Origin of the sequence: Nocardia sp. JMUB6875 (genome assembly GCF_041154655.1) — a bacterium.
GTDB lineage: Bacteria > Actinomycetota > Actinomycetes > Mycobacteriales > Mycobacteriaceae > Nocardia.
Genome location: NZ_BAAFGR010000042.1, coordinates 26,375 through 51,224, shown reverse-complemented (window position 1 = coordinate 51,224; position 24,850 = coordinate 26,375). Strand labels below are relative to the sequence as shown.

Here is a 24,850-nt window from a genome sequence, read left to right as displayed (position 1 = left end):
CCCGCCTCTCGATCACGGTCCGGGACTGAACCCGATCCCGTTCGAACGGTTTCGAGGAATCAGCGCAGGTGGGTTTCGAAGAAGCCGAAGATGCGCTTCCAGGCGTCCTCGATGGCTTCCTCGTTGTAGCCCAGGCCGGTGACGCGCAGCAGCGGTTCGGCCGGGGTCATATTGGCGAAGGAGTGGGTCACGCCCGGGTAGGTCTTCACGTCGTGAGCGATGTTCTGGTCGGCCAGCACCTTCTCGAGTTTCGGTCCGCGACCCGGATTCGCGGGGTCGAGCGCGCCGTAGCTGGCCACGACCGGGCAGGAGCCGCGCAGCATTTCGTCGTAATTGCCGCGGCCCGACGGATAGAACGGCGCCGCGACGTCGAAACCCTTGGTGGCCACCAGTAGTGCGAAGCCGCCGCCCAGGCAGAAGCCGACCACCGCCACCCGGCCGGTGCAGTTCGGATCCGCGATGAGATGGGCGCGGGCGCTGAGGATGTCGTGCACGGTGACGCCGTCGCCATTGGCCAGCAGCTCGCGCATCATGCCGGGCACGCAGCGAACGCGGCCGCGCGCGAACAGGTTCGGGGCGATGGCGAGATAGCCGTTCGCGGCCAGGCGGTTCGCGGTGCCCTGGACGTCCGCGCCCATGCCGAGGCCGTCGTGCAGGACCACCACACCCGGCCAGGGTCCTGCCCCGGCCGGAGTGGCGACATAGGCGTCGATCGGTCCGTTAGGCGTGGTCAGCTGGATAGAGCTCATCGTCGAACCCCTCGGTCGTGGACGGAACCAGTGACCGCATCCTAACGTGTCTGGGACAATCAGCTCTCGATCGGGAGGCCCGCTTCGGTCCAATCCTGAATGCCCTCACGGTATTTGCGGACATTCGTGTAGCCCAGCTGCTCGAGCTTGGTGGCGACGAACTGACTGTTGGCGCAGGCGGGGTTGGAGCAGTAGGTGACGATGGCCGCGTCGAGGTCCGGGAGCAGTTGGGGCGCCTTGGTTTCCACGTCGGCCTCGACCAGGGCGAGCGCGCCGGGGAGGTGCGCCTTGGCGTAGTACTCGCCGCCGAGGGCGTCGAGCACGATCACCGATCCGGCCTCGATCTCCTTGACGAGTTCGTCGCGAGTGATGAGTGCGGTCATGGGATTTCCCTTCGGAACATCGGATCGAACTTCTAGCGCACGAAAGTGTGTGCGTGTGCACGCTACTACTTACGTGCGCGCGCACGCAACTGGTTATGATGGGGCGGTGTCCACCTCCCGATCCCATCCGGCCGTCCACGCCTGGGCCGCCCTGCTGCAGGTCCACGCCAAACTGGTGCCCGAACTCGACGCCGAACTGCGCCGGACCACCGGGCTGCCGCTGAGCTGGTACGACGTCCTGCTGGAACTCGATGGGCCGCACCGGCTCCGGATGAGCGACCTGGGCGAACGCGTGGTACTCAGCCGCACGCGGGTGAGCCGGCTGGTCACCGAGATGGAATCGCACGGTTTGGTGCGGCGTGAATCCAATCCCGACGACGGGCGATCGGCGTTCGTGAGCATTACCGATACCGGCCGCCGCCGCTTCCGCGAGGCCGCGCCGCACTATCTCGCCGGGATCGAGGCGCGCTTCGGGGGCAGACTGGACAAGGCCGAACTCGAGACCGTGGCCGCGGCGCTGCGCAAGGTGCTCGGCCCGGCCGACGTCGATCAGCGGCCGAGGTGACCACACCGAACTCGAACAGAGGAGATATCTAGTGCGTTTCGGCATCTTCGTCCCGCAGGGCTGGCGGCTCGATCTGGTCGGAATCGATCCCGCCGCGCAATGGGGAGTGATGCGAGACCTGGCCCGGCGGGCCGACTCCGGCGACGCCTGGGAATCCCTGTGGGTCTACGACCACTTCCACACCGTGCCGGTGCCGACCGAGGAGGCCACCCACGAGGCGTGGTCACTCATGTCCGCGTTCGCGGCCAGCACCTCACGAATCCGGCTGGGACAGATGTGCACCGCCATGAGCTACCGCGATCCGGCCTATCTGGCCAAGGTCGCGGCCACCGTGGATCTCATCTCGGGCGGGCGCGTGGAAATGGGTATCGGCGGCGGCTGGTACGAGCACGAGTGGCGTGCCTACGGCTACGGATTCCCCTCCGCCGGTGTGCGATTGGGCCGCCTCGACGAGGGTGTGCAGATCTTCAAGCAGGCCTGGACCACCGGCAAGGCCACCTTGAACGGCAAGCACTACCAGGTCGACGGTGCAATCGTGCGTCCGCTTCCGCTGCAGGAGGGCGGCATTCCGATCTGGATCGCGGGCGGCGGCGAGAAGGTGACGCTGCGCATCGCGGCGAAGTACGCGCAGTACACCAACTTCGCGGGCGATCCGGAGACCTTCGCGCAGAAGTCGGAGCTGCTGCGCGGCCACTGTGCCGCGGTCGGAACGGATTTCGACGCCATCACCCGCAGCTCGAACTTCAACACCCTGGTCGGCGCGACCGAGGGCGAGGTGCAGGAGCGACTCTCCGCGCTGGAGGCACGCTTGACGCCCTTCGTCGGCGCCGAGGGCGCGGCCCAGCACGTCAAGGATCTGTTCCGGAACTCCCCCGCCGTCGGCACCCCGGAACAGATCGTCGAAAGGCTGTCTCAGGTAAAGGATCTCGGCCTTGGCTACTCGATCCATTACTTCCCTGAGACAGCCTACGAAACATCGGGTGTGGAGCTGTTCGAGCGGGAGGTCATTCCCGCTCTGCGCTGATCACCGGAAGAACGAGAAGAACTCGTAGCCGGTCGGATCCCCGCTCATCTTCCAGTGCAGGCCTTGGAGGAAGAAGCAGGCGATCAGATTGGTGGCGGCGAAGGTGAACAGCACGGCCGGAGTGATGCGGGCGGCCCGGCGCAGGGCCTGCGAGGTGGCGCTCACCCGGCCGGGTTCGCTGAAAGCGGCCAGGAAGAGCACGATTCCGGCGGCGAGCACGGCCATCACGAAGGTGATGAAGGCCCAGGTGTAGAGGTGCAGGCCGAACAGGGCGCCGGCGTAGCCGGGATCCGGGGGCACGATGTGCATGAGCACCTGGGCTCCGGAGACGAAGCTGCCGAGGATGGCGGCCATGACGGCCCAACCCCAGCCGGAGGCGAATTCGCGGGTGGTCACCGACCCGGTCCGCGAGCGGACGATGATGTAGGCGGGGCCGATGGCGCTGAGCAGGAAGAACATTCGCTGCAGCAGGCACATGGGGCAGGGGTACTCCCACAGCACGAACTGGAAGGTGTAGGCGCCGAGCAGGGTGGCGCACATGCCGATCACGTAGACGTGGGCGAACCAGAGGCCGAGCTTGTTGGAGAGCGAAGGGGAATCGGTGGTGACCCGGGCGCCGGTGCCGGCGGGGGCGGTGAGGGTGGTCATGAGATCAGCTCCTGGGGTGGTGGTCACAGGTCGAGGACGAACGAGTGATCGATGACGTGGGGAAGGAAAGCGAGAACCGACAGGGCCAGGGTCGCCGAGCACAAACCCATCGCATAGCCCCGCGGCCAGCCGCGTACCACCGCCACCACACACAGCAGGATGAGAGCGAAGAGGAGGGTGTACATTGTGTCCTGATTTCGTCGGGGATTCGGTCACCCCTTACTTTTCACCCGACGAGAACACGCTGGTAGACGCCCCGTTTCGATGCACCCATAGAACCGGCCTATGACATCCGGAGGAGTCGCCAGGTGGTCTAGCGGGGCACGGTCACCGGGTCGGTGCAGCTGGCGAGGGCGTCGACCAGGGAGCAGGGCTTCGGGTCGCGGGTCGGGCGGTAGTCGGCGGGGACGCCACCGGCGTGGGTGATGTCGGTGTAGGCCGGGACCGCGTCGGTGGGGCGGCGGGTGAGGGTGGGGTCGGTCAGGACGTCAACCGTGTAGAGGCCGAAACGCGGTGTGTAGGAGCCCCATTCGTAGTTGTCGGTGAGGCTCCAGTAGTTGTAGCCGATGACGTTCATGCCGTCGGCCTTGGCGCGCTGGATCCAGTAGACGGTGTCGCGCAGGTCGTCGGCGCGGGTGTAGCCGTCGGGGCGGGGCTTCCCGTTCTCCGTGGGCATGCCGTTCTCGACGATGTAGAGCGGTTTGCCCGGAAAGGCGCGCGAATAGTGTTCCAGCGCATAGTAGATGCCGTCGGCCTGGAGCGGGTTGTTCCACATGTCGAGTCCTACGGGCGAGCGCAGCGCATCGGGCGAGAGGCCGTAGTAGTAATCGATGCCGATGTAGTCCAGCTTGGGCGCGATCTTGTCGATCAGCGGGCCGTTCACCGCGTCCTCGGCGGTGGGGATGTAGGCGACATTGCTGGTGACCTGCGCGCCCGGCTGCACCTGGTGGATGTAGTCGTAGATGGCGTTGTGCGCCTGCGCGATTCGATCCTGCATGACCGGGACGGCGGTGGCGGGCAGGGTGCCCAGGCGGACCTCGTTGATCATGTACATGGTCGGCTCGTTGAAGGTGACCCACAGCGGATTGCCGGAGGCGTAGCGATCCACCATCTTTCGGGCGTTGGCCAGCCAGTCCGCGACCATCTCGGGGTGGTTCCAGCCGCCGCGGTCGGCCTCCCAGCCCGGATACACCCAGTGGTCGAGGGTCAGCATGGGCCGCATGCCCGCAGCCTCGATCGCGCCGATCACCTTGTCGTAGAAGCGAAGTCCGTCCTCGTCCCACACACCCGGCCGCGGCTGCACCCGCGCCCATTCGATGCCGATCCGGTACACCTTCACGCCCAGCCCCCGCGCCAACTGGATGTCGGACAGGTACCGGTCGTAGAAGTCGATCGAATCGTGGTACGGGTCCTGGGTCTGGCCGGAGGCGGCGTAACGGGACCAATTACTGTCCGGCGCATGGCCTTCGGACTGGAAGCCGGAGGCCGCCACACCCCAGAGGAAATCCGAGCCCAGCGGCGCGACGCGCGCGGGCGGCTCCGGGCGGGCGAAGGCCGGGGCGGCGGTCGCGGTCAAAGCGGCGGCGGCGGCCACGACGGCCAGGCTGAGGATGCGGCGGCGGGATCCCATGCCGAAAACCGTACAGTCCACGGTTTTGGAGGACAAGCAACTCTCAGAGTCCCTTTAGACTTTCCGGGTGGCGAAACGCGGACCCTACGGGAAGGGCATCGAACGGCGGGAGCAGATCCTGGAGGCCGCCCTGCGCACGATCTCCGAACGCGGATTCCTGGCGACCTCGGTGGCCGAGCTGGCCGAGGCGGTCGGGCTGAGCCAGAGCGGGCTGCTGCACTACTTCGGTTCCAAGGAGGAGCTGTTCGTCGCGGTCCTGCGCAAGCGCGATGAGATCGACGCGAGCATCCTCGACGAGCCCGGTCCGCGGATCCTGGTCGAGATCGTCCGGCGCAATACCCAGGTGCCCGGGCTCATCGAGCTGTTCACGCACATGCAGGCGGCCGCGGCCGATCCCCGTCACCCCGCCCACGAGTTCATGCGCGAGCACTACGCACGCGGCACCGCCGGATTCGCCGAACTGCTGCGCGGGATGCAGCAGGCGGGCCAGGTCCCCGAGAACGTGGATCCCGAGGTGATGGCGACCGCGTTCATGGCGCTGAGCGATGGGCTGCAATCGCGCTGGCTAATCGACCCTTCCCTCGATATGGAGTTCCACCTCCATCGGTTCTGGACCCAGTACACCGGAATGCCGTTCCCGGACGCCTAACCGATCCAGGCCGCGACGGCCAGGAACACGCAGATCAGCACGAACAGGATCGCCATCAGCGGGGCGATGAACTTCACGTAGCGGTCGTAGCGCACCTTGGCCAGGGCGATACCACCGGTGACCACCGCGGTGGTCGGCGTGACCAGGTTCGCCCAGCCCGACGCCGACTGCCAGCCCGTCACCACCAAAGACCTTGGCACGTGCGCGAAGTCGGCCAGCGGGGCCATGATCGGCATGGCCAGGGTGGCGTGCCCGGAGGTGGACGGGATGAGGAAGGCCAGCGGCACGTTCACCAGGAACACGCCCACCGCGAACACCGCCGACGAGGTGCCCGACACCACGCCCTCGAGCGCGTGCAGCACCGTGCTGGTGATCTGGGTGTTGTTCATGATGACCGTGACGCCGCGGGCCAGCACGATGACGATGCCCGCGCCGACGAAGTCGCTGAACCCCTTGCCGATGTTCTCCGACATCTTCCCCTCGCCCAGCCCGCCGGCCAGGCCCACCACCACCGCGCCCACCAGGAACAGCGCCGTCAGCTCGGAGAAGCTCCAACCCAGTTCCCACGGGAACGGTTTCGCGCCCTGCCCGTTGACGACCGTGCCCCACGGGATGACCGCGAAGATCATGAACGCGAAGGTGAGGCCGACCAGCCACACCACCGCGATCTGGCGCGCGGTCATCGGATCAGGTTCATGCTCATCGGCTTTCACGTCGCGGTCCCCGGGTTGCCAACCGGACCACGACTTGTCGGGATCCGCCTTGACGCGGCGGGCGTACCAGACCACGTACGCGACCGTGACCGCGGTCAGCACCACCAGCATGGCCAGCCGCAGCACGATGCCGTCACCGAGCGCCACCCCGGCCGCCGAGGACGCGGTGCCCGTGGCGAAGGGGTTGACGGTCGAACACAGCACGCCGATGCCCGCACCGGCGATGATCGCGCCCACCGCCGTCATCCGGTCGTAGCCCAGGGCCAGGGTCAACGGCACCAGCAGGGCGTAGAAGCCCAGCGTCTCCTCGGCGAAACCCTCCACGGTGCCCGCGATGGCGAACACCACCATGATGCCGACGATCAGCAGATACGACTTGTTGCGCAGCTTGAACGCCAGCCGCCCGATGCCGCTGTCGAGCGCGCCGGTCGCGAACGCGACGGTGATGAACGCGCCCACCGCGAGCACGAACAGGAACACCGCGGCCGCACCGTAGAGCGAGCCCACCGCATCGGGGGCGACCTGGCCGGTCTTGTCGTCCTCAATGCCGTACAGGCCGTTGACCGGAGCCAGGAACAGATCCCGCACCCGCGCGCCGAAGCTCTTCGCGTCCTCGATGCGGTGGTAGGAGCCCGCGATCGGATGCCCGTCGGCGTCCGAGTCGTAGGCGCCCGGCGGAATCACGAAGGCCGCCAGCCAGACCGCCAGGGTGACGCCCGCCAGAATGGTGTAGGTGGACGGGAACGCCCACTTCCGCTTGCGCGGTGCGGGTTTCGGCTCGGCCTCGATGATCCCGGCGTCGGTCACTTGCGCATCCTGTCCGCGAAGAGTTGGAAGAATTCGGCCTCGGCGAGCGCCACATTGCGCAGCTCGCTCACCAGCACCCGCTCGTTGAAGCCGTGCATATTGCACTTGGAATCCTCGACGCCGAGCATGAGCACCTCGGAGTTCGGATTGGCCGCGGCCATCGAATTGGTGAGCGGAATCGATCCGCCCATGGCCGAGTCGACGGCGTCCACGCCCCACGCCTTCTTCATGGCCTCCCCCATGGCCGTGTACGCGGGACCGCTGGTGCCGGCGGCGAATCCGGCGCCGACATCACCGCCGGTCACCTCCAGCTCGATCCCGTACGGCTTGACCTTCTTCAGATGCTCGATGACCGCCCGCTGCCCCTCGGCCGGATCCTGTTCCGGATGCACGCGCACGTTGAGATACGCCTTCGCATACGGAACCACCGCCGAGGCAGCGGTTTTCGTCGGGGGCGCGTCCAGGCCGATGACGGTGATGGCGGGGCCGTACCAGATGCGCTCGCCGATGGGCCCGGTCCCGAGCAGGGGCATGCCCGGCGCCATCCCGGTCACCTCGGCGAACTCCTTGTCGGTGTAGTTCGCCCCCTGCCACTTGTCGCGGCGCAGCCCGGGCACCGCCACATTCCCGTCGGCGTCGTGCAGCGTGGACAGCGCGGAGATCAAGGCCAGCAACGCATCCGGCGCGGCGCCGCCGAATTGCCCCGAATGCACCGGCGCGGCCAGCGTGCGCACCTCGACGAACACGTCCGCCACCCCGCGCAGCGCCGTCACCAGCGTCGGCTGGCCCGCCCGGATATTGCCCGCGTCGCAGATGAGCAGCGCGTCGGCCTGGAACAGTTCCGGCTTCTCCGCCGGGTAGTCGTCGAAGACCGAGCCGTATTCCTCCTGGCCCTCGATCACCACCGTCACGCCCACCGGCGGCTTGCCCCCGAAGGCCCGGAGCGCACCGATATGCGCCACCACATTGGCCTTGCAGTCCGCGGCCCCGCGGCCGTAGATCGCGCCGTCCTTCTCGGTGGCCGTGAACGGCGGTGTGTTCCAGAGCTTTTCATCCCCGGAGGGCTGCACGTCGTAGTGCCCGTAGAGCAGCACGGTCGGCGCTCCTTCGGGAGCCGGGATCCGCCCGTAGATCACCGGCGAGGTGTCCGGCAGATTCAACACCTGAATCTCGCCGACGCCGGACTTCCGCAACTCCTCGGCGACCAGGTCGTGGGCGCGCTGGACGTTCTCCTTGGGATAGTCCGGGAACGCGATGGATGGTATCGCCACCAGCTGCTCGAGCAGCCCCTTCAACTCGGGCATCAGCCCGTCGACAGTCCCACCCAGATCCTGGCGCAGTTCCATGCCCCCATCGAACCACCTCCGGGCCCGATTCCAGCGAATCTCAGGCGACACGCGCGGGCCGCACTCCCGCCGCTAGGGATCACCCGCCGCGGTCGCGCTGAACCGCAGGATCGCGGCCGTCGCGGCCGCGCCGTAGGCGCGACTCGCGAGAGTGGGACGGGCGGAAGGGAAATTGGAGCGGTGGATCACCGTGACGTCGTTCGCCAGCGTCACGGTGCCGTCGGCGCGGGTCACCACGCAGTTGCCGCCGGACTTGGCGGTCAGGTCGACCACTACCGCACCGGGCGGGAGGGCGGCCAGGCCGGAGCGGTCCAGCAGCATCGGCGCGGGCGTACCGCGCTGTCCCGCAGCGCATATCACCAGATTCGGACGGACCGCCGCGATGTACTCGGCCACCTGATCCGGACCGGGAGCGAGGAGGAATTCGCTCGCGCCGTGCGTCAGCGCGGCGGCCCGTTGCTCGGCCCGGCGGCCGATGGCGGTCGGCGGCACATCACCGCAGGCGACCGCGGCGTCGAGAGCCGCCAGCCCGGCCTGGCCGCAGCCGATCACCAAGGCGCGCACCAGGGGATCCGGCTGCCGCGTGCGCAGGCGTTGCCTGCCTTCCCGGTACGCCACCCCACCCGCGATCCGGCTCATGGCCGTGAGCGGATCGAGCTCGGCCGCATCCGGACCCGGTGGCAGGTGGTCGAATACCGCCATGTGCTCGAACGCGACGGCCTCCACCCCGCGCCTGCCCAGCCGGTGGATGTGCCGACTGCGCTGCACCGGATCCTGGAACCCGAAGAGCAGTTGACCGCTGCGCATCGGCATCGAATCCAGTTCGTAGACGGGCGGTTTCACCCAGGCCACCACATCGGCGGCGGCGAAGACCGGCTCCGGTCCGCCGACCACCGAGGCGCCCGCGGCCCGATACTCGGCATCGGTGAAATCGGCTCGCCAGCCCGCGCCCTGCTCGACCAGCACCCGCAGCCCGCGCCGGACCAGGGTCGCCACATCCTCGGGCGTCGCGGCGACCCGCAGTTCGCCCGCGGCCGTCTCGCGCAGCACGCCCACCGTGGCGACCCGCGCGGACCGGGCGGGTATCCGCCGTTCCAGCAGCGCGCCGGAATAGGTCAGCCCGCCGTCGATCCGCTGGAGCAGGCGCTCGATGCGATCGAACAGCTCCGAGACCAGGTCGGCGCCCGCGTCGCCGGAGGCGCGCCGGGGCGTGGTCACATTGAGCCGCACACCCATTCGCGGCGATCCGGTGCGGTCCAGGGCGACGCAGTCGACGCCCGCGGCCATCAGCAACAGGTCCTCGAGATCCGCGCTGGAGCGCACCGCGGCCGCGGACATGACCTCGGTGTCGAATTCGAGCGTGAGGAACATGCCGTCGCTGCTGCCCAGCGGGCGCAACAGCGCGGTCCCGAATCTGTCATTGATCCCGGCCACCCGCTGCCGCGCGAATTCCATTCGCTCCCTGAGGATCTTGCGATTCTGGATCAGGTAGTCCTCGGAGGTGCCTTCGATGGTGGCGCGGGCCAGATGCGTGGACTCGCGCTGGAACGCCACCCGCAGCCGCGAGCGGATCGCGGCCAGCCACTGTCCGTCCCCGGAGCACGCCGCGCCCAGCTTGCACGGGCCGAAGGCGTTGAAGGCCTTGGAGTTTCCGGTGATGGTGAGCACCCGGTCGTAGAGCCGGACCGGCCCGTCGGCGGTGGGGACCACGATCGAGGCGATCGGAATGTGCCCGTCCACCAGCAGGTCGAACGACATATCGCAGATCACCGGCACCTCGGCCGCGACGAGCACCCGGCCGATCTCGACCAGCTGCTCGACGGTGTAGTCGGCGACCACCGGATTGCCGGGCAGCGTCAGCAGCACCCCGCACAGATCGCCCTGCGCCGCATGGTGTTCCAGGGTGCGGGCCAGGGCCTCCGGGTCGATCCGGAAGTCGTCGTCGGCGGTCACCGGACTGATCACCATGCGCAGGCCGTACTTGGTGATGTGCCCCGCCACGCTCTTGTAGTAGCCCTCCGGGCAGACCAGGACCCCGCCCGGGCGCGCCAGCGTGGCGATCGCCTCCTCCAGCAGCACCATGCTCGAGTACGGACTGACGATCACATCCGCGAGATCGATGTCGACGCCGGGCATTTCGGAGGTGGGCTGCGCGATTCGTGCGAACAGCCGGTCCGCCGCCAGCCGCCGCAGGATCAGCGGCTGCTTCTTGTCGTAGGGCAGCCCGTCCTCGCGATCGGCGTATATGCCGCCCGACGCCCCGCCGTGGCCGGACATCACCTGCGCCCACGCCGAATTGAGGGCGGCCGCGGCGTTCTCGGCCATGGGCAGCCCGGTCTCGCCGTGGTAGGCGTCGATGATCCCGTGATGAATCCGCCCCTCGGTACCCGGGAACCGGGTCGCGCCGTCGAGATAGACCCGCGCGGTCCGCTTGCGTTGATCCGAGCGGTCCGCCGCGTCGAGCGGGTTCGGCGGTACGGTCTGTCGGCTCACCTGGGTGCGCTCTCGGTGCCCGGATCCTCGTCGTTCCACGCGCGGTGCAGCGCCGCATGGAACCGGGGCCGGCAATCCTGATTGTCCAAGCGCTCGAACGCGGCCAAACCCGTCTCCTCCACGAGATCGTTGACGACCAGCGCCATTCCGTAAGTCCTGAGCTCACGCAGGTGGTTGAACTTGCGCAGCGCGGTCTGCACATCGTGCCGCAGCGTGGAGAACCGGCTGGAGTCGCGTTCCCGGCGGCGGAAGTCGTAGTCACCGGCCAGCACATAGCTGTCGTCGACGATCAGCATGCCCTGGGCGTTGGGCGCGAAATCCCGCTTCACCAGGATCGTCTCCACGCCCGCCTTGACCTGCTGCCAGAGTTTGTCCGCGTACGGCACCACATTGTCGACATCGTCCAGCACATAGACACGCTGCACCGACACCCCGGAGCGTGCCTTGCCGAGGATGGCGCGGTGGTACTCGTCGCCGATATCGCCGCCGATGGCGCCCAGTTCGGCGGAGTGGATGGCGCAGATCCTGCGCTGCGCCCGCAGCAGCACCGAAAGCCAGTCGTTGACCGTATTCCATTCCCGCACAACGACACTGCCCGACGGGATCTGGGCGACGACCTCCGCGGCCCGGTCCAGCTGCCGATCGGCGATCTCCCGGAGTGGCACGAGTTCGTCGCCGGTGTCCTCCAGCGCGACCAGGCTCTGCCCGAGGCCGACGACCCGGTCGGCGATTTCCGGGCTGCGGCTCAGCAGCTGTTCGAATCGGAAACGCAGATCGCGCAGCGCCTCGTCGGCATCGGTCTCGTCGCCTACGCCGGGCAGCCGCTCCCCCAGCGCCCAGCTCAGCTTCTCGCGCTGCGCGGACGGGGGCACGCGTTTACCGTTCTCGATCTGTTGAATCAGGCTGCGCGAGCAGCCGACCCGCAGGGCCAGCGCCTCCTGAGTGAGGCCACGCTGCCGGCGCAGTCGTTTGACCGTCACGCCGATAACCTCGCCGTCCGAGGCCGAGCCAGACATGCTCGTCTCCCCTCATGTTCCGCGTTTGCCCCGACGTGTCATGCGAAGCCCATCCTAAGCACGGTGTGTCATTTTCGCCATCGCAGGACTTGCAAGGTTCCCCGGAATCTTTTACAAGCCAGGCTAAACGGGCGAAAGGGCTATAGCTGGCATGCGGAGTCGCGTCCAGTTCCGCATCGAACTCGTCAATCGAACGGCTGTCGAGAGCCAAAGTGCTTGTCATCTACGATATCCGGCCTTGCTGCTGTCTGTATCGCTTATCTATAAGCACAATTCGCTTACCAAGTATCTCCGATGAGCATAATTTCTGGCTTTTTGCCATCGATGCCCGTGGGTATCGTTAGTGCTACAACCAGATTTGAGGAGGTGTCCGACCTCATGGCCCTCGACATCAACCCCGAGACCGTCCGCAGCGACAAGACGCCCGAGATCGCGGTTCGCACAACCCTTCCCACGGACTCCTGGGTGCTCTCCTGGCTCCCGAACCGGTTGCTCACCTTCGAACAGGCCCGCAGCGGCATGGTGCTCGACGAGATCCTCAGCGATCCCGCGCCCGCCGATCCCGAACAGGCCCTCGAATTCGCCGAACTGCGCGCCGCCGAACTCGGCCTCGCCCTCCCCGAAGTCGTTGCGCTGCTGTGGGATCGCTACGAAGAGCGCGATCACCGACCCACCCCGCGCCGATGCGCCGCCACCGGCCACCCCCGGTGCCGTCCCGATCGGCGACCTCCCTGGTGCTGCCGTCCCGCGGGGCGGCACGGGCGGTGACGGCCGGAGGGGTGCCGTCACCGTCCGGGAACCAGCGACGGATCGGAAAGGATTGCGCGGCGGGCGAAACCGAGCGCACCGGCCACGATGCCGTCCTCACCGAGGGCCGACGGTGAGATCCGGAGACCGAGCCCCGGGGCGAGGGCCCGGCGGCCGCTGAGGTCGGCCTCCAGCGCCGGGGACAGCCACGGATACCACTCGGCGAGCAGGCCGCCGAGCACGACCTCGTCGACGTCGAGGAGGGCGGTGATGGACAGGACGGCCGCGCTCAGGGCGCGCGCGGCGGTCGCCAGCGCGGCCGTGGCACGCGGGTCGTCGCGGCGCAGCCGGGCCAGCAGCTCGGCCTCGGCACTCCGTAAACCTCGCTGCCGCAGTAGATCGGTGAGCCCCGCCGCCTCGTAGACGGCCTCCGGACCCGCGAAGCAGACCAGGCAGCCGCGGGCGCCGCACAGGCAGTCGGGGCCGTCGAGCGAGACCGGAAGATGGCCGGGCTCCCCCGCGATGCCGTGGCTGCCGGTATGAATGCGGCCGTCGAGCACCACGCCGCCGCCGATCCCGGTTCCGGCCTCGATGAGCACCAGGCCGCGCGAATCACGGTCCAGGGCATGGAATTCCGCCAGGGCGGCGGCGTTCGCGTCATTGACCACGTCGATCGCGATGGGCAGCTCCGGCAGGCGCGCGGTAACCAGATCGCGCAGGCGGACCGGCCCCATCCAGCCGAAATCCGGTGCCACCACCACGGTTTGGGCGGCGTCGTCGCGTACCGGCCCGGCCATCGCCACCACGACACGCGCCAGCATCGGGCCGGGAATGCCCTCGGCCACCGCAGCTCGCGCGGCGGTCGCGGGCTCGGCGGCCGGCCGGGACACCGCGTCCGCGAGCCGGGCGATCACGCCCGCGATGAGGTCGGCCATGGCCTCGGGTGTGCCCGGTGCGAGGTCGTGCGCCACGGTTTCGCGCCGCGTCACCTCGCCCGCGAGATCGGCGACGGCGATGCGGAGGTGTTCGGAGGTGACCTGGACGGCGGCGACGGCCGCGCGGTCGGGGACCAGGCGCAGGGGGCGGCCGGGGCGGCCGCGGGTGCCGGAGCGCAGGGCGTCGTCCTCGCGGAGCAGGCCGCGGTCGGTGAGGTCGGCGACGAGGGCGGTGACGGATCCGTGGGCCAGGCCGGTCGCGGCGGCCACCTCGGTGCGGGCGCAGGGGCCGTGGTCGGCGATGTGACGCAGGACCAGGCCGAGGTTGCGGCGGCGGATGGCGGCCGAGTCGCTGGGCGGGGGTGCGGGATCCACGGGGTTGAGATTAGGGTGTCGGGTAATTATTTCAAGCATTGACGTTAATGGTGGATCAGGGGTTTGGCATGGCCGCGGGACAGATCGGACGACGGACGCTACTGATGGGGGCGGGGGTGCTGGCCCTGACCGCGGCATGTTCGAACGGGAAATCCGGGTCGGGCACGACCGACACGGACACCGTCACCACGGCGTACGGCCCGGTGCGGGGTGAGCGGCGGGAGACCGGGGTCGCGTTCCTCGGGATTCCGTTCGCGCAGCCGCCGGTGGGCGATCTGCGCTTCGCCGCGCCCAAGCCGCCGATTCCCTGGGCCGAGGCCCTCGACTGCACGAAGTACGGCCCGACCGCGCAGGTCAAGCAGCTGGCCGAGGTGACCGCGATCCCCGAGCCCTCGATCCCCGGCGACGGCATCCTGACCGTGAACGTCTTCACACCGAAGCCGGACAAGGCCGCGAAACTGCCGGTCCTGGTGTGGATTCACGGCGGCGGCTTCGTGGCGGGCAGCCCGGCCAGTCCCTGGTACGACGGCGCGGCCTTCAATCGCGACGGCGTGGTGCTGGTGTCGGTCGGCTACCGGCTGGGCATCGAGGGCTTCCTGCACCTGGACGACGCCCCCGACAATCGCGGCGTGCTGGATTGGATCGCGGCGCTGACCTGGGTCCGCGACAATATCGCGGCCTTCGGCGGCGACCCGGCCAAGGTGACCGTCGCCGGGCAGTCGGCGGGCGGCGGCGCGGTGTGGGCGCTGATGAACACCCCGGCCGCGAAAGGCCTTTTCCGCGCGGGTATTTCGGAGTCCGGCGCGGTCACCCAGCCCAATGACCGGGCCACCGCGCTGGCCGTGTCCGCGCTGTTCACCAAGCGGAACGGCCTGCCCGCCACCGCCGCCGCGCTGCGCGACGTGAGCAAGACACAGCTGCAGGACATGGAGGACAAGCTGCGCGCGCCCGGCCCGGACAGCGGGGCCGCCGCCCTGCTCGGCCTGGCCCCCTGGGCGGATGGCACGCTGATTCCGGCGACCAGCGCCGAGGTCCTGAAATCCGGTGCGGACCAGGATATTCCGTTGATGATCGGCTTCACCGCGCACGAGTTCAACGCCGCCTCGCTGAGCGGCGAGACACCGCAGGTCACCGACGCGACACTCCCCGTGGCGCTGGGCGCGCTCGGTTTCGCGCCCACGACCGCCGACGGCTTCCGCCTCGCCTATCCCGGTCTGAACGCGAATCAGCTTGCGGGACAGGCGCAGAGCGATGCCATCATCCGGATGCCGTCCTTCCGGGTCGCCGAGATGCGGGCCGGGCGCGGCCAGCCCACCTGGCTCTACGAGTTCACCTGGACCTCGAATGCGCCCAAGTTCCAAGGACAGTCGTTCCACTGCCTGGACGTCCCGTTCGCCTTCGACGTGTTGCGGAAGGACGGCGTTACCGCCATCGCGGGGGACAACCCGCCACAATCGCTGGCCGACGCGGTCCACCGGGCGTGGGTGTCGTTCGTGAGCAACGCGGACCCGGGTCCGGCCTGGCCCCGCTACACTCTCGACCGGCGCGAGACCATGATCTGGTCCGCGGCACCGCACGTCCAGTCCGATCCGTTTGCCGCACAGCGACCGATCTGGCTGCGCTGATCCGAAGGGCACGGTTTATCTCCGCCGTCGCGGGCTACCGTGTAGCTAAAGACATCGAGTCGGATGGGTGGTACGGCATGCAGGTGGCGCAGCGTTGGATCGCACCGGCCGCGGTGATCGTGGCCTGCGCATTCGCCGCCGCGCCCGCGGCCAATGCCGATCCCGGCGACTCCCAGGCCGCGCTCGGCGGCGGGTCGGGGCTGGTGCTGGGCCGGTCCACCAAATGCAGCCTGACCACCATCGGATACGACGCGGCGGGCCGCCTGGTCGGCTTCACCGCCGGACACTGCGCCGAGGCCGGGACGCCCGTGCGGGGAGAGCAGTTCCCCGATGCCGGGGTGGTCGGCGTGGTGCGCGACTCGGACGCGCAACTCGATTACGCCGTCATCGAATTCGATCCGAGCGTGGTCACGCCGCTGCGCACGGTCAATGGCGGCACCATCGCCGGACTCGCGGCCGCGCCCCCGGCCTGGAGCATCGTCTGCCAGAACGGGCGGACCAGTGGCGTCGGCTGCGGTGTGGTCTGGGCGTCCAGCCCGGTCGGGTTCATGGAACAGGCGTGTTCGAGTTACGGCGATTCGGGCGCCCCGGTGACCGCTGGTGACCAACTCGTCGGGATCGTCTCGGCTCCGCTCATCAGCGATACCCGGGTGCTCCGCTTCAGCTGCACCGATGCCAACAACCCGATCCACACACCCGTCATCGCGGTCGCCTTCGACACCGTGCGGGCGGCCGTCGACGCGGGCAAGGGCGTCGGCAGCGGCTTCCAGCCGATCTGATCAGTCGACGAGGACGTCGAGGGCGCGATCCACGTCCTCCTCGGTGTTGTACAGGTGGCACGCCAACCGCAACCGCCCGGCACGCACGGCGCCGACGACCCGTGCGGCACGCACCCGCTCGAGGGTTCGCTCCGACACCTCGATCGACACCACGGCCGAATTGCCCTCGGGCAGGCCGAGTCCCTTGCGCAGCCGATCCGCCAGCGCCACATCGTGGCGGTGAATCGTCTCGACACCGATCCGCTCGATGAGTTCGAGGCTGCGCCGCTGCCCGATCCACGCGGGCCACACCGGGCCGACATCGAAGCGGCGCGCGTCCTCGGCCAGCCGCAGCGGGCCGTCGTAGCAGGTCTCCCACGGGTTGTATCCGGCGTACCAGCCCGCCGCGGTGGGGGTCAGAGTGTCCAGGGCCGCGGGCGTTCCCGCGAGGAAGACGGTGCCCTTGGGAGCGCACAGCCACTTGTAACCGGCACCGATGATCCAGTCGGCCCCGGTGTCGTGCAGCGGCAGCCAGCCCGCCGCCTGGCTCACATCGAAGAGCACGCGCGCGCCGTGGGCCCGCGCCGCGGCAACGGTCGCGGCGATGTCCAGCACCGCGCCGTCGGCCGACTGCACCACCGCGGCGGCGACCACATCATCACCGGGCCGGATCGCCGTCGGGATCTCCGCCAGCGGGACCACCCGCACATTCAGATCGGGCCGCACCAGGAAAGGCCAGAGCACGGAATTGAATTCGTGCTCGGGCACCAGCACATTCGCGCCCGGCCGCAGGCTCTGCGCCACCAGGCCGACCATCTGCGACACCTGCGACCCCACCGCCACCTGTGAGGCGGCGAACCCGGTCAGCCGCCCGAACGCGGCCCGGCAGTCATCGATCACCGAATCCACGCCCGGGATATCGAATTCCCCGTGCATGCGCTGCTCTTCGGCCGCGACCACGGCCGCCAGCGCGGACCGGGGCAGCAACCCCGTCGAGGCCGCGTTCAGATAGACGGTGGTAGGCGCGAACTCATCTCGCACAAGGCTCTCGAAGGCGGACGCAGTAGTCATACCTCCATCCTGCGACCGTCCCCCGGCAACCCGAAAGATCCAGCCGGCCACCCACTGGCTTGATCGTCAGGCGGAGCGGGATTCGGCGGGGACGGCGGCGCGGGTGGTGCGGCGGAAGCGGAGGATGCCGTCCTCGAGGGGAGCCTTGCGGAGCATGGCGCGGTCGCGGAAGTAGTTGTTGATGACCTGCCACGGGCCTCGGGTGCCTTGACGGGGCATGACGCCGTCGCCGCGCTGGATGTAGCCGGAGGTGAGCGCGCCGCCCATGAGGGACGCCTCGGAGCGATCGCCTTCCTCGGGGACGGCGACGACCTCGGTATATCCGTTGTCGCGCATGTGGTTCAGCAGGCGGCAGAAGTACTCGGCGGCCAGGTCGGCCTTGAGGGTCCAGGAGGCGTTGGTGTAGCCGAGGACCACCATCATGTTGGGGACGGTGCCGAGCAGCGCGCCCTTGTAGGCCACCAGGTCTCGGGTGGCGAGGGTTTCGCCGTCCACCTCGAGGGTCGCGCCGCCGAGCATCTGGACGGTGAGACCCGTTGCGCTGACGATGATGTCGGCCTCGATCTCCTCGCCGGAGGAGACGCGGATGCCCTTCTCGGTGAAGGTCTCGATGGTGTCGGTGACGATGGACGCCTCACCCTTGCGCAGGATTCGGAACAGGTCGCCGTTGGGGACCACGCACAGGCGCTGGTCCCACGGGTTGTAGCTCGGGGTGAAATGCTTCATGTCGACATTCGGGCCGACCTGGGCGCGCACCGCGGCCAGCATGAGCTTGGCCGACAGCTTCGGATTCGTCCGCGAGAGTTGGTAACTCGCGCGCTGCAGCGCGATATTGCGCGCCCGCCCGGCCTTGTAGGCAAGGGCGGCGGGGACTTTCGCGTACTTGAAGCCGACAGCGACCGGGTCGTCGGCGGGCAGCGCGGCGATGTAGGTGGGTGACCGCTGCAGCATGGTGACGTGCTCGGCGTCCTTGCTCATGGCCGGGATGAGCGTGATAGCGGTTGCGCCGGAACCGATTACGACGACCTTCTTGCCGCGGTAGTCGAGGTCCTCGGGCCAGTGCTGCGGGTGCACGATCTGCCCGCCGAAGTTCTCCTCGCCGGGGAAGGCGGGCCGGTAGCCCTTGTCGTAGTCGTAGTAGCCGGTGCAGCCGACCAGGAAGTCGCTGGTGTAGGTCTCGGTCTTGCCGCTGCGCTCGTCGAGCACCTCGACGCTCCACACGCCCCGGTCGCTGGACCAGGCGGCCTTGGTGACCTTGCGGCCGAAGCGGATGTGATCGGTGACGCCGTACTCGCGCGCGGTGTCCTCGATGTACTGGCGGATGTGCGGTCCGTCGGCGAGCACCTTGGTGCCGTGCCAGGGCCGGAAGCCGTAGCCGAAGGTGTACATGTCCGAATCGGAGCGGATGCCCGGGTACTTGAACAGGTCCCAGGTGCCGCCGATGGCGGTCCGCCGCTCCAGGATCAGGTAGCTGCGCCCGGTCTTCTCCCTGGTCAGATGGGCAGCCATACCGATACCGGACAGGCCGGCGCCGATGATCAGAACGTCGACATGCCGCGTCATTGAAGTACTCGCTTCTGGTCGCGCCCGGACACCGGCGTCCGGGCGCACCGAGTATTACATGTGAATCTAGGTAACGTCTACTAGGCCGGGCAATGCCCGCTATGCGGCCCTGACCTGGCCCGGCCGATCCGGTTCCGAGCGGTACCGGGTGGTCGGGCCGTCGATGCCGAGCACCTTCCAGACCCGTTTGGACACCGGATTCATCAGCCCGATCCGCGTGGCCAGCGCGCGGACGTCACCGAAGAAGCCCGCGAACGCCTCCTTGGACTCCTCCGACCCGAAGAAGACGTCCTTGCGCACCGAGCGCGGGATGTCGAACTCCCGGAAGAACGCGCGCGGCGGGATCACGATGGCGCGGCCGCCGATCCACATGACGATCGGGAAGGCCAGCGACAGCACGAACTTGCTGAGCGGATCCGCCTGCGGCACATGGTGTTCCAGGAACTCGTGGGCGAAGGAGATGTGCCGCGCCTCCTCGGCGATGTGAATCGCCATGACGCCGCGCATGATCGGATGCACCTCCTCGCCCGCGCGCAGGATCGCCTTCTGCACGTGGTCGATCGGCTCCTCGCCGGAGAGCACCGCGATGAAGAACAGATTCGGGAACAGCGACGCCAGCGGCGGCACGATGAAGGTGAGCTGCTTGAGGATCGGCCCCATGCCGGGCACGTCGATCCCGATGCGGTTCACCATCTCCTGGAACATGAGGGTGTGGTTGCACTCCTCGATGACCTCGTGGGTGCAGTAGCGGAACTCCGGCGAGCCGTTGCGCAGCTTGAACGTGTGCTGCACCATGCCGCCGATGAGCAGGGTCTCGAACTGCAGGCCCACCTTGGCGATATTGGCCTGCCGCCACAGCCCGATGGCGATCTTGCGCGCCTCGGACTGCGCCTGATACCAGGGGTGACGGGCGAACATGTCACCGGAGACGGGCAGAATCCAGCGCTTGTCGTCCGGGCTTACCGCGAAATCGGGGTTCTCCCAATCGATATCGGTGAAAGGATCGAAGTGCTTGTCGACCGAACCCTGCGACAGCAGCAGGAGCTTCTCGGCGTACTGCCGCGCGATCTCGACCGTGGGGTCGGTCTTGACGGGTGCTGACGTCATTGTCAGAGCCTCTCGAAGAGTGACCTAAGTAACTGTTACCCATGGTTACACCGACACTGGCGGGCCGTCAATAAAAGATCAGGACCAGAATCGCGGTCGCAGACCCCAGGATTCGAATTCGTCGATGACGTAGTCGCGCAGGGCGGCCCGGGTCGGGAAGCGGTCGGGGTCCGCGCCGGTGATGGCGAGGGTGACGGTCTCGCCGTCGCTGGACCAGGACAGATTGAGGCCGATCTCGACGCGGCGGAAGAGGTCGGTTTCGCCGGTGCAGACCACCGGGCGCATGAGGACCGAGCGGGCGCGGATGCCCGCGATGGTGGCCACGCCCTGGCCGGTTTCGCCGAGGTTCGTGCACAGGCATTCGGGGGCCTTGGCGGTGCGGGAGAAGTAGCCGAGCACGAATTTCGGCAGCATCTGCTGGATCGGTTGCAGGTGCTGCAGGGAGGGGGTGGTGGCCGGGTCGGCGTAGGCGAGGGCGGCCTGTTTGATGGCGGTGCGGATGTGGCGCAGGTCGGTGCGCTCGCCCTTGCGGTACGGGACGGCGATGGGCAGGCCGGTGGTGGCATTGGCGCGCGGGTCGTCGTGGCCGCGCATGGAGTGCGGGATGTCGACGCGGGCGGAGGTTCCGTCGGCGACGCGGCCGCTGCGGCCGAGAATGCCGACCGCGACGCCGACCAGGAGGCCGTTGGCCGTGCCGTCGTGGGCGGCCGCCACGGAAGTCCATTCGGCCGCATCGACTTCCAGGACCAGGTCGGCGGCGGAATAGGTGTCCGGCAGCAGTCGCCGGGGCTCCTCCGGGCGCGGATTGCGTTCGGGCTCGGTGACACCGCGGGACTCGAAGGCGGCCCGCAGGCTCAGCGCGGCGGCGCGCAGTTGGCCGACGCCGTCCGCGAGATGGGTGCGCAGCAGGCCGGTTCTCGGCAGCGAGCCGACGAGCCGTCCCGAACTGGTTGCGGTATCCGGGGTTCGGCCGGAGTCCAGTCGGCGCAGCGCGTCGCCGACCGCGTAGAGCACCGCGCCGCCGTCCGAGCTCACATGCGAGGTGACCAGGGACAGCAGGGTGCCGCCGTCGGTGGTCGGCGCTGCCGACAGTCGCCACACCCGCCCGGCGATCGGATCGAACTCGACCCGGCTCTGTTCGAAAAACCAGTCCAGGACACCGATCTCGGGCACCGTCTCGGTCTGATAGGCGAGCGGCTCCGAATGCTCGGCCGGGACCCACCAGGGGCGGGCGAAGGGCACCGCGGTCGTCATCACCCGCCGGGCCAGGAAGCCGCGTGCCAGGTGCGCGTGAAAGCGTTGCAGCACAGCCGGATCCAGCGGTTCGTCGAAGCGCCAGGCCAGCTGGTTGACCAGGGCGTTGCCGTACAGGTCGTGCAGTTTCAGGAACAGATCGTCATCGGCGGTGAGCCGGTTCAGGACCGCGGTCATGGCTTCTCCGGATCAGCGGGCACGCAGCGTGCGAACGGTCAAGGGCGCGAACACGATCGCGACGACCAGCGCCGCACCCACCGACCAGGCGAAGTCGGAACCCACCGACCCGGAGTCGGCGAGGGTGCGCACGGCCGCCACCAGATGCGAGACGGGGTTGTAGTCGGAGACGTGGCGCAGCCAGGCGGGCATGGCGGCCACCGGGACCAGGGCATTGGAGGCGAAGCTGACGAAGGTCAGCACCAGCATCGACATGCCCTGTACCGCGGCCGGTTTGGCCACGGTGACGCCGATGAAGGCGAACAGCCAGCTCATGGCGGTGGTGGCGAAGACCACCAGGGCCGCGCCCAGAATCAGGCCCAGGGGATGCTCGGGCCGGTAGCCCATGCCGAAGCCGACCAGCAGCACCATGAGCGCGGCGATCACGTAGCGGGTCGCGCCCGCCAGCAGGCCCCCGGCCACCGGCGCGAAGCGGGCGATGGGCATGGAGACGAAGCGGTCGAAGACGCCGGACCGGATGTCCTCGGAGAGTTGCACTCCCATGGCGACCGAGGAGGTCAGCACGATCTGCACCAGCACGCCCGGGATGAGCGTGGGCAGGTAGGCGTCGAGGCTGCCCGCGATGGCCTTGCCGAAGACATTGCCGAACAGCAGCGGCCCGACGATCGGCAGCAGGACGGCGTCGTAGAGCAATTGCGGACTGTGCCGGAAGGTCTGCATGCCGCGCTGCGCCATGAACAGCGACTGCGCCAATCCGGCGCGCAGGCCGACCTGGGTGATGCGCGGCTGCCGTGCGATGCGGGCGGTCGGGTGCACGAGCACGGTGTCGGAGACGAGGGTCATGCGCTCGCCCTTTCTGCCGGGAGGGAGGGCCGGGCCGGGCGCTGGGTCAGCGCCAGGAACACCGAATTCAGGTCGGGACGGTCGACGCCGAAGCCGCGCAGGCGGATTCCGCTGTCCCGGCAGGCCGTGATCACGTCGGCGGCGGTGCCGATATCGTCGAGCGGGACGGTCAGGGTGGCGGGATTGTCGCCGTGCAACGGGGTTGTGCCGGTGAGCCTTTCGACGGCGGCATCGGCCAGTGCGCCCTGGGCCGGATCGACCAGATCGATCCTCAGCATCTCCTCCCCGATCGAAGACTTCAGCTCCCCCGCCGTCCCCTCCACCACCACGGTCCCGTGATCGATGACGGCGATGCGGTCGGCCAGCGCGTCGGCCTCCTCGAGGTACTGCGTGGTGAGCAGGATCGTGGCGCCGCGCCCGACCAGGCCCCGCACCACACCCCACATGCGCTCGCGGGTGTGCGGATCCAGCCCGGTCGTCGGCTCGTCCAGAAAGATCAAGGGCGGCACCGTGATCAGCGTCGCCGCCAGATCCAGCCGCCGCCGCATGCCGCCCGAGAACGAACTCACCCGCCGCTGCGCCGCCCCGGTCAACTCGAACTCCTCCAGCAGTTCGGCGGCACGATCCTGCGCGGCGCGCTTGGTCAGCCCGAGCAGTCTGCCGAACAGCCGCAGGTTCTCCCAGGCGGTCAGGTTCTCATCCACGGCCGCGTACTGCCCGGTGAGCCCGATCATCGACCGCACCGCGGTGGCCTGCCCGACCACGTCGTAGTCGAAAACCGTTGCGGTACCGCGCGACGGCTTCAGCAGCGTCGCCAGCATGCGCACGGTGGTGGTCTTCCCCGCGCCGTTGGGACCGAGCAGCGCGAACACCGTACCCGCCGCGACGCTCAGATCGACCGCCTCCACCGCGGTCATAGTTCCGAAACTCTTACCCAGCCCCCGGGTTTCGATAGCGATCTCCGTGCTCACAGCACGCCTCCGATCCTCGCCGGAACCTCGCGAACGACCCTGTCCGGAGTAATGGATTCAATGACATCGACGGCCCGCGCGACCCCGTCGTCCCGGAACCCCGCACCGAAGGCGGCCGCCCACGCCACCACCTCGGGTTCGGTCGCCCGAATCAGCAACCGCTCCAGCCGATTCGCGGTCAGTCCGGCGAACGACGTGGTCGCCCCCAGCCCGAGCGCCTCGATCTGCCGCCCCCAGTACGGTTGATCGGCCTGCACCGAGCAGATCACCGACGGCACCCCCGCCCGCAGCGCCGCCGCGGTGGTACCCGCCCCGCCGTGGTGCACGGCCACGGCGCACAGCGGCAGCACAACCCCGTGATCCACCTGATCGACCACTGCCAGCCCGTCGCCGATCCGATGGCGGAACATGGATCCCGCCAGCAGAACTCGCCTGCCGAGCCGCCGACCCGCCTCCCGCACCATCGATTCCGTCGCCACCGGATCGGTGATCGGCATCGATCCGAAGCCGACATAGACCGGAGCCGGTCCCACGCGCAGCCATTCGGATAGTTCATCGACCAGGTCCGGGCGGCGGACGTCGCTGTCGGAGGGTACCGGGAACCCGGTGAAAGGCAGGCCCGGCAACTCGTCCGCGAGGCCGGGGAACAATGCCGCGTCGTACGCCTGAATCGCGGTGTATGCCGGGACTTCTCGGCCCGCGATCCGCCCCGGCGTCGCCGAGGCCGCGGCGGCTCGACGGAAGGCCGCGATCTCGGGAGCCAGCGCCCGGGCGCGCGCCATCGTCAGCGCGTGCCAGCCGAGCCGGTTGAACTCCGCGGGCAGATGGCGCGCCCGGTCCACCGGCAATACCGGGACACTGCGGCTGGGTCGGATGGGGAAGAAATGCACAGCGGCGAGCGGGATGGCGTGGTGGCGGGCGACTTCGGCGGCGACCTCCTCGCACGCCATCCCGGTGACGAGGACATCGCTGTCCTCGGCGAGGGCGAGCAGATCTGCCGCTGCCTCGCCGAATCCGCGCCGCTGCAGGTCGACGACGGCCTGGACGCGCCGGAGCGGATTGATGTGGCGGAACCGCGCGTCGTCGCGCTGCGCCCGCAGCAGTTCATCGCTGTCCAGCCCGAAGGGCACGGCCGAAACCCCGTGTCGTTCGGCGAATCCGACCAGATTCGGCGATACCGCCACGGTGACGTCGTGGCCTCGGCCCGCAAGCTCCCGCCCTATCAGCACACCCGGCTGCGCGTCACCCCGGCTGCCCGCGAAGGCCAGCAGCATCTTCATCGCGGCCCTCCGACCCGGTAGCCGGGGCAGGGCCGGACCGCCGGGTGTCCGGACGCGACCGAGAGATGATGGCTGCGGCCGGAGGGGTCCCGGCCCAGTAGGCCGCCTGGACGGCTATCCC

The 24,850-nt window shown here is 68.8% G+C and carries 23 protein-coding genes; 6 read left to right on the top strand and 17 right to left on the bottom strand.

Going from position 1 to position 24,850, the window contains the following annotated elements; all coding sequences use genetic code 11:
• Window positions 1–59 precede the first annotated feature (59 nt).
• Together ACAM49_RS13470 and ACAM49_RS13465 are read right to left on the bottom strand one after the other, a co-directional pair.
• Complete coding sequence (locus ACAM49_RS13470) at window positions 60–749, bottom strand: dienelactone hydrolase family protein (RefSeq protein ID WP_369635815.1); 690 nt, start codon at window positions 747–749, stop codon at window positions 60–62.
• Window positions 750–808: 59 nt separating this feature from the next.
• Window positions 809–1,132, bottom strand: coding sequence for a rhodanese-like domain-containing protein (locus ACAM49_RS13465; protein ID WP_369635814.1), 324 nt, complete (start codon window positions 1,130–1,132; stop codon window positions 809–811).
• 106 nt (window positions 1,133–1,238) lie between these two features.
• On the opposite strand from ACAM49_RS13465, the gene ACAM49_RS13460 reads away from it, so the two are divergent.
• Together ACAM49_RS13460 and ACAM49_RS13455 are read left to right on the top strand one after the other, a co-directional pair.
• The gene (locus tag ACAM49_RS13460; protein WP_369635813.1) at window positions 1,239–1,697 is read left to right on the top strand and encodes a MarR family winged helix-turn-helix transcriptional regulator; all 459 of its coding nucleotides are present in this window, start codon (window positions 1,239–1,241) and stop codon (window positions 1,695–1,697) included.
• 31 nt (window positions 1,698–1,728) lie between these two features.
• Window positions 1,729–2,721 carry an LLM class F420-dependent oxidoreductase gene (locus ACAM49_RS13455; protein WP_369635812.1) on the top strand — a complete coding sequence of 331 codons (993 nt, stop codon included), beginning with the start codon at window positions 1,729–1,731 and terminating at the stop codon, window positions 2,719–2,721.
• Here the strand turns inward: ACAM49_RS13455 and ACAM49_RS13450 are convergent, their stop codons facing one another.
• The 3 genes from ACAM49_RS13450 to ACAM49_RS13440 all read right to left on the bottom strand — a co-directional run bounded on the left by ACAM49_RS13450 (window position 2,722) and on the right by ACAM49_RS13440 (window position 4,999).
• Complete coding sequence (locus ACAM49_RS13450; protein WP_369635811.1) at window positions 2,722–3,369, bottom strand: disulfide bond formation protein B; 648 nt, start codon at window positions 3,367–3,369, stop codon at window positions 2,722–2,724.
• A gap of 23 nt (window positions 3,370–3,392) precedes the next feature.
• Entirely contained in the window at window positions 3,393–3,554 is a 162-nt protein-coding gene (locus ACAM49_RS13445) for a hypothetical protein (protein WP_157514249.1), read from the bottom strand.
• A 128-nt stretch (window positions 3,555–3,682) separates the two neighbouring features.
• Complete coding sequence (locus ACAM49_RS13440; protein WP_369635810.1) at window positions 3,683–4,999, bottom strand: family 1 glycosylhydrolase; 1,317 nt, start codon at window positions 4,997–4,999, stop codon at window positions 3,683–3,685.
• A gap of 67 nt (window positions 5,000–5,066) precedes the next feature.
• Between ACAM49_RS13440 and ACAM49_RS13435 the strand changes: the two genes are divergently transcribed.
• The gene (locus tag ACAM49_RS13435; protein WP_369635809.1) at window positions 5,067–5,648 is read left to right on the top strand and encodes a TetR/AcrR family transcriptional regulator; all 582 of its coding nucleotides are present in this window, start codon (window positions 5,067–5,069) and stop codon (window positions 5,646–5,648) included.
• On the opposite strand, the gene ACAM49_RS13430 is transcribed toward ACAM49_RS13435, so the two are convergent.
• The 4 genes from ACAM49_RS13430 to ACAM49_RS13415 all read right to left on the bottom strand — a co-directional run bounded on the left by ACAM49_RS13430 (window position 5,645) and on the right by ACAM49_RS13415 (window position 12,023).
• The gene (locus ACAM49_RS13430; protein WP_369635808.1) at window positions 5,645–7,168 is read right to left on the bottom strand and encodes a YfcC family protein; all 1,524 of its coding nucleotides are present in this window, start codon (window positions 7,166–7,168) and stop codon (window positions 5,645–5,647) included. The genes ACAM49_RS13435 and ACAM49_RS13430 overlap by 4 nt on opposite strands.
• Window positions 7,165–8,514: a M20/M25/M40 family metallo-hydrolase gene (locus tag ACAM49_RS13425; protein WP_369635807.1), complete on the bottom strand. Its 1,350-nt coding sequence runs from the start codon at window positions 8,512–8,514 to the stop codon at window positions 7,165–7,167. The genes ACAM49_RS13430 and ACAM49_RS13425 overlap by 4 nt, the downstream gene beginning before the upstream one ends.
• Before the next feature lie 72 nt (window positions 8,515–8,586).
• On the bottom strand, window positions 8,587–11,007 hold the full coding sequence (locus ACAM49_RS13420; RefSeq protein WP_369635806.1) for an aminotransferase class I/II-fold pyridoxal phosphate-dependent enzyme: 2,421 nt from the start codon (window positions 11,005–11,007) through the stop codon (window positions 8,587–8,589).
• Window positions 11,004–12,023 carry a multiprotein-bridging factor 1 family protein gene (locus tag ACAM49_RS13415; protein ID WP_369635805.1) on the bottom strand — a complete coding sequence of 340 codons (1,020 nt, stop codon included), beginning with the start codon at window positions 12,021–12,023 and terminating at the stop codon, window positions 11,004–11,006. The genes ACAM49_RS13420 and ACAM49_RS13415 overlap by 4 nt, the downstream gene beginning before the upstream one ends.
• A gap of 366 nt (window positions 12,024–12,389) precedes the next feature.
• Between ACAM49_RS13415 and ACAM49_RS13410 the strand changes: the two genes are divergently transcribed.
• On the top strand, window positions 12,390–12,791 hold the full coding sequence (locus ACAM49_RS13410; RefSeq protein ID WP_369635804.1) for a hypothetical protein: 402 nt from the start codon (window positions 12,390–12,392) through the stop codon (window positions 12,789–12,791).
• Between the two features lie 17 nt (window positions 12,792–12,808).
• Here the strand turns inward: ACAM49_RS13410 and ACAM49_RS13405 are convergent, their stop codons facing one another.
• Window positions 12,809–14,080, bottom strand: coding sequence for an ROK family transcriptional regulator (locus tag ACAM49_RS13405; protein ID WP_369635803.1), 1,272 nt, complete (start codon window positions 14,078–14,080; stop codon window positions 12,809–12,811).
• A gap of 68 nt (window positions 14,081–14,148) precedes the next feature.
• On the opposite strand from ACAM49_RS13405, the gene ACAM49_RS13400 reads away from it, so the two are divergent.
• On the top strand, window positions 14,149–15,705 hold the full coding sequence (locus tag ACAM49_RS13400; RefSeq protein WP_369635802.1) for a carboxylesterase/lipase family protein: 1,557 nt from the start codon (window positions 14,149–14,151) through the stop codon (window positions 15,703–15,705).
• A gap of 77 nt (window positions 15,706–15,782) precedes the next feature.
• Entirely contained in the window at window positions 15,783–16,484 is a 702-nt protein-coding gene (locus tag ACAM49_RS13395) for a hypothetical protein (RefSeq protein WP_369635801.1), read from the top strand.
• Here ACAM49_RS13395 and ACAM49_RS13390 read toward each other — a convergent pair whose 3' ends face one another.
• The 7 genes from ACAM49_RS13390 to ACAM49_RS13360 all read right to left on the bottom strand — a co-directional run bounded on the left by ACAM49_RS13390 (window position 16,485) and on the right by ACAM49_RS13360 (window position 24,729).
• Window positions 16,485–17,534, bottom strand: coding sequence for an aminotransferase class V-fold PLP-dependent enzyme (locus ACAM49_RS13390; RefSeq protein WP_369635800.1), 1,050 nt, complete (start codon window positions 17,532–17,534; stop codon window positions 16,485–16,487).
• 66 nt (window positions 17,535–17,600) lie between these two features.
• Entirely contained in the window at window positions 17,601–19,097 is a 1,497-nt protein-coding gene (locus tag ACAM49_RS13385) for a flavin-containing monooxygenase (protein ID WP_369635799.1), read from the bottom strand.
• 99 nt (window positions 19,098–19,196) lie between these two features.
• Window positions 19,197–20,204, bottom strand: a complete 1,008-nt coding sequence (locus ACAM49_RS13380; protein ID WP_369635798.1) for a diiron oxygenase — start codon at window positions 20,202–20,204, stop codon at window positions 19,197–19,199.
• A 78-nt stretch (window positions 20,205–20,282) separates the two neighbouring features.
• Complete coding sequence (locus ACAM49_RS13375; protein WP_369635797.1) at window positions 20,283–21,635, bottom strand: hypothetical protein; 1,353 nt, start codon at window positions 21,633–21,635, stop codon at window positions 20,283–20,285.
• Between the two features lie 12 nt (window positions 21,636–21,647).
• The gene (locus tag ACAM49_RS13370) at window positions 21,648–22,478 is read right to left on the bottom strand and encodes an ABC transporter permease (RefSeq protein ID WP_369635796.1); all 831 of its coding nucleotides are present in this window, start codon (window positions 22,476–22,478) and stop codon (window positions 21,648–21,650) included.
• The gene (locus tag ACAM49_RS13365) at window positions 22,475–23,449 is read right to left on the bottom strand and encodes an ATP-binding cassette domain-containing protein (RefSeq protein ID WP_369635795.1); all 975 of its coding nucleotides are present in this window, start codon (window positions 23,447–23,449) and stop codon (window positions 22,475–22,477) included. The genes ACAM49_RS13370 and ACAM49_RS13365 overlap by 4 nt, the downstream gene beginning before the upstream one ends.
• Window positions 23,446–24,729, bottom strand: a complete 1,284-nt coding sequence (locus ACAM49_RS13360; protein ID WP_369635794.1) for a glycosyltransferase — start codon at window positions 24,727–24,729, stop codon at window positions 23,446–23,448. Before ACAM49_RS13360 ends, ACAM49_RS13365 begins: the two co-directional genes overlap by 4 nt.
• Between the last annotated feature and the right edge of the window lie 121 nt (window positions 24,730–24,850).

Coding starts and splice junctions, on each gene's coding strand:
- ACAM49_RS13450 (WP_369635811.1), bottom strand. CDS start 3,369: ATGACCACCCTCACCGCCCCCGCCGGCACCGGCGCCCGGGTCACCACC.
- ACAM49_RS13360 (WP_369635794.1), bottom strand. CDS start 24,729: ATGAAGATGCTGCTGGCCTTCGCGGGCAGCCGGGGTGACGCGCAGCCG.
- ACAM49_RS13415 (WP_369635805.1), bottom strand. CDS start 12,023: ATGTCTGGCTCGGCCTCGGACGGCGAGGTTATCGGCGTGACGGTCAAA.
- ACAM49_RS13375 (WP_369635797.1), bottom strand. CDS start 21,635: ATGACCGCGGTCCTGAACCGGCTCACCGCCGATGACGATCTGTTCCTG.
- ACAM49_RS13370 (WP_369635796.1), bottom strand. CDS start 22,478: ATGACCCTCGTCTCCGACACCGTGCTCGTGCACCCGACCGCCCGCATC.
- ACAM49_RS13445 (WP_157514249.1), bottom strand. CDS start 3,554: ATGTACACCCTCCTCTTCGCTCTCATCCTGCTGTGTGTGGTGGCGGTG.
- ACAM49_RS13440 (WP_369635810.1), bottom strand. CDS start 4,999: ATGGGATCCCGCCGCCGCATCCTCAGCCTGGCCGTCGTGGCCGCCGCC.
- ACAM49_RS13390 (WP_369635800.1), bottom strand. CDS start 17,534: ATGACTACTGCGTCCGCCTTCGAGAGCCTTGTGCGAGATGAGTTCGCG.
- ACAM49_RS13380 (WP_369635798.1), bottom strand. CDS start 20,204: ATGACGTCAGCACCCGTCAAGACCGACCCCACGGTCGAGATCGCGCGG.
- ACAM49_RS13385 (WP_369635799.1), bottom strand. CDS start 19,097: ATGACGCGGCATGTCGACGTTCTGATCATCGGCGCCGGCCTGTCCGGT.
- ACAM49_RS13400 (WP_369635802.1), top strand. CDS start 14,149: ATGGCCGCGGGACAGATCGGACGACGGACGCTACTGATGGGGGCGGGG.
- ACAM49_RS13470 (WP_369635815.1), bottom strand. CDS start 749: ATGAGCTCTATCCAGCTGACCACGCCTAACGGACCGATCGACGCCTAT.
- ACAM49_RS13465 (WP_369635814.1), bottom strand. CDS start 1,132: ATGACCGCACTCATCACTCGCGACGAACTCGTCAAGGAGATCGAGGCC.
- ACAM49_RS13425 (WP_369635807.1), bottom strand. CDS start 8,514: ATGGAACTGCGCCAGGATCTGGGTGGGACTGTCGACGGGCTGATGCCC.
- ACAM49_RS13395 (WP_369635801.1), top strand. CDS start 15,783: ATGCAGGTGGCGCAGCGTTGGATCGCACCGGCCGCGGTGATCGTGGCC.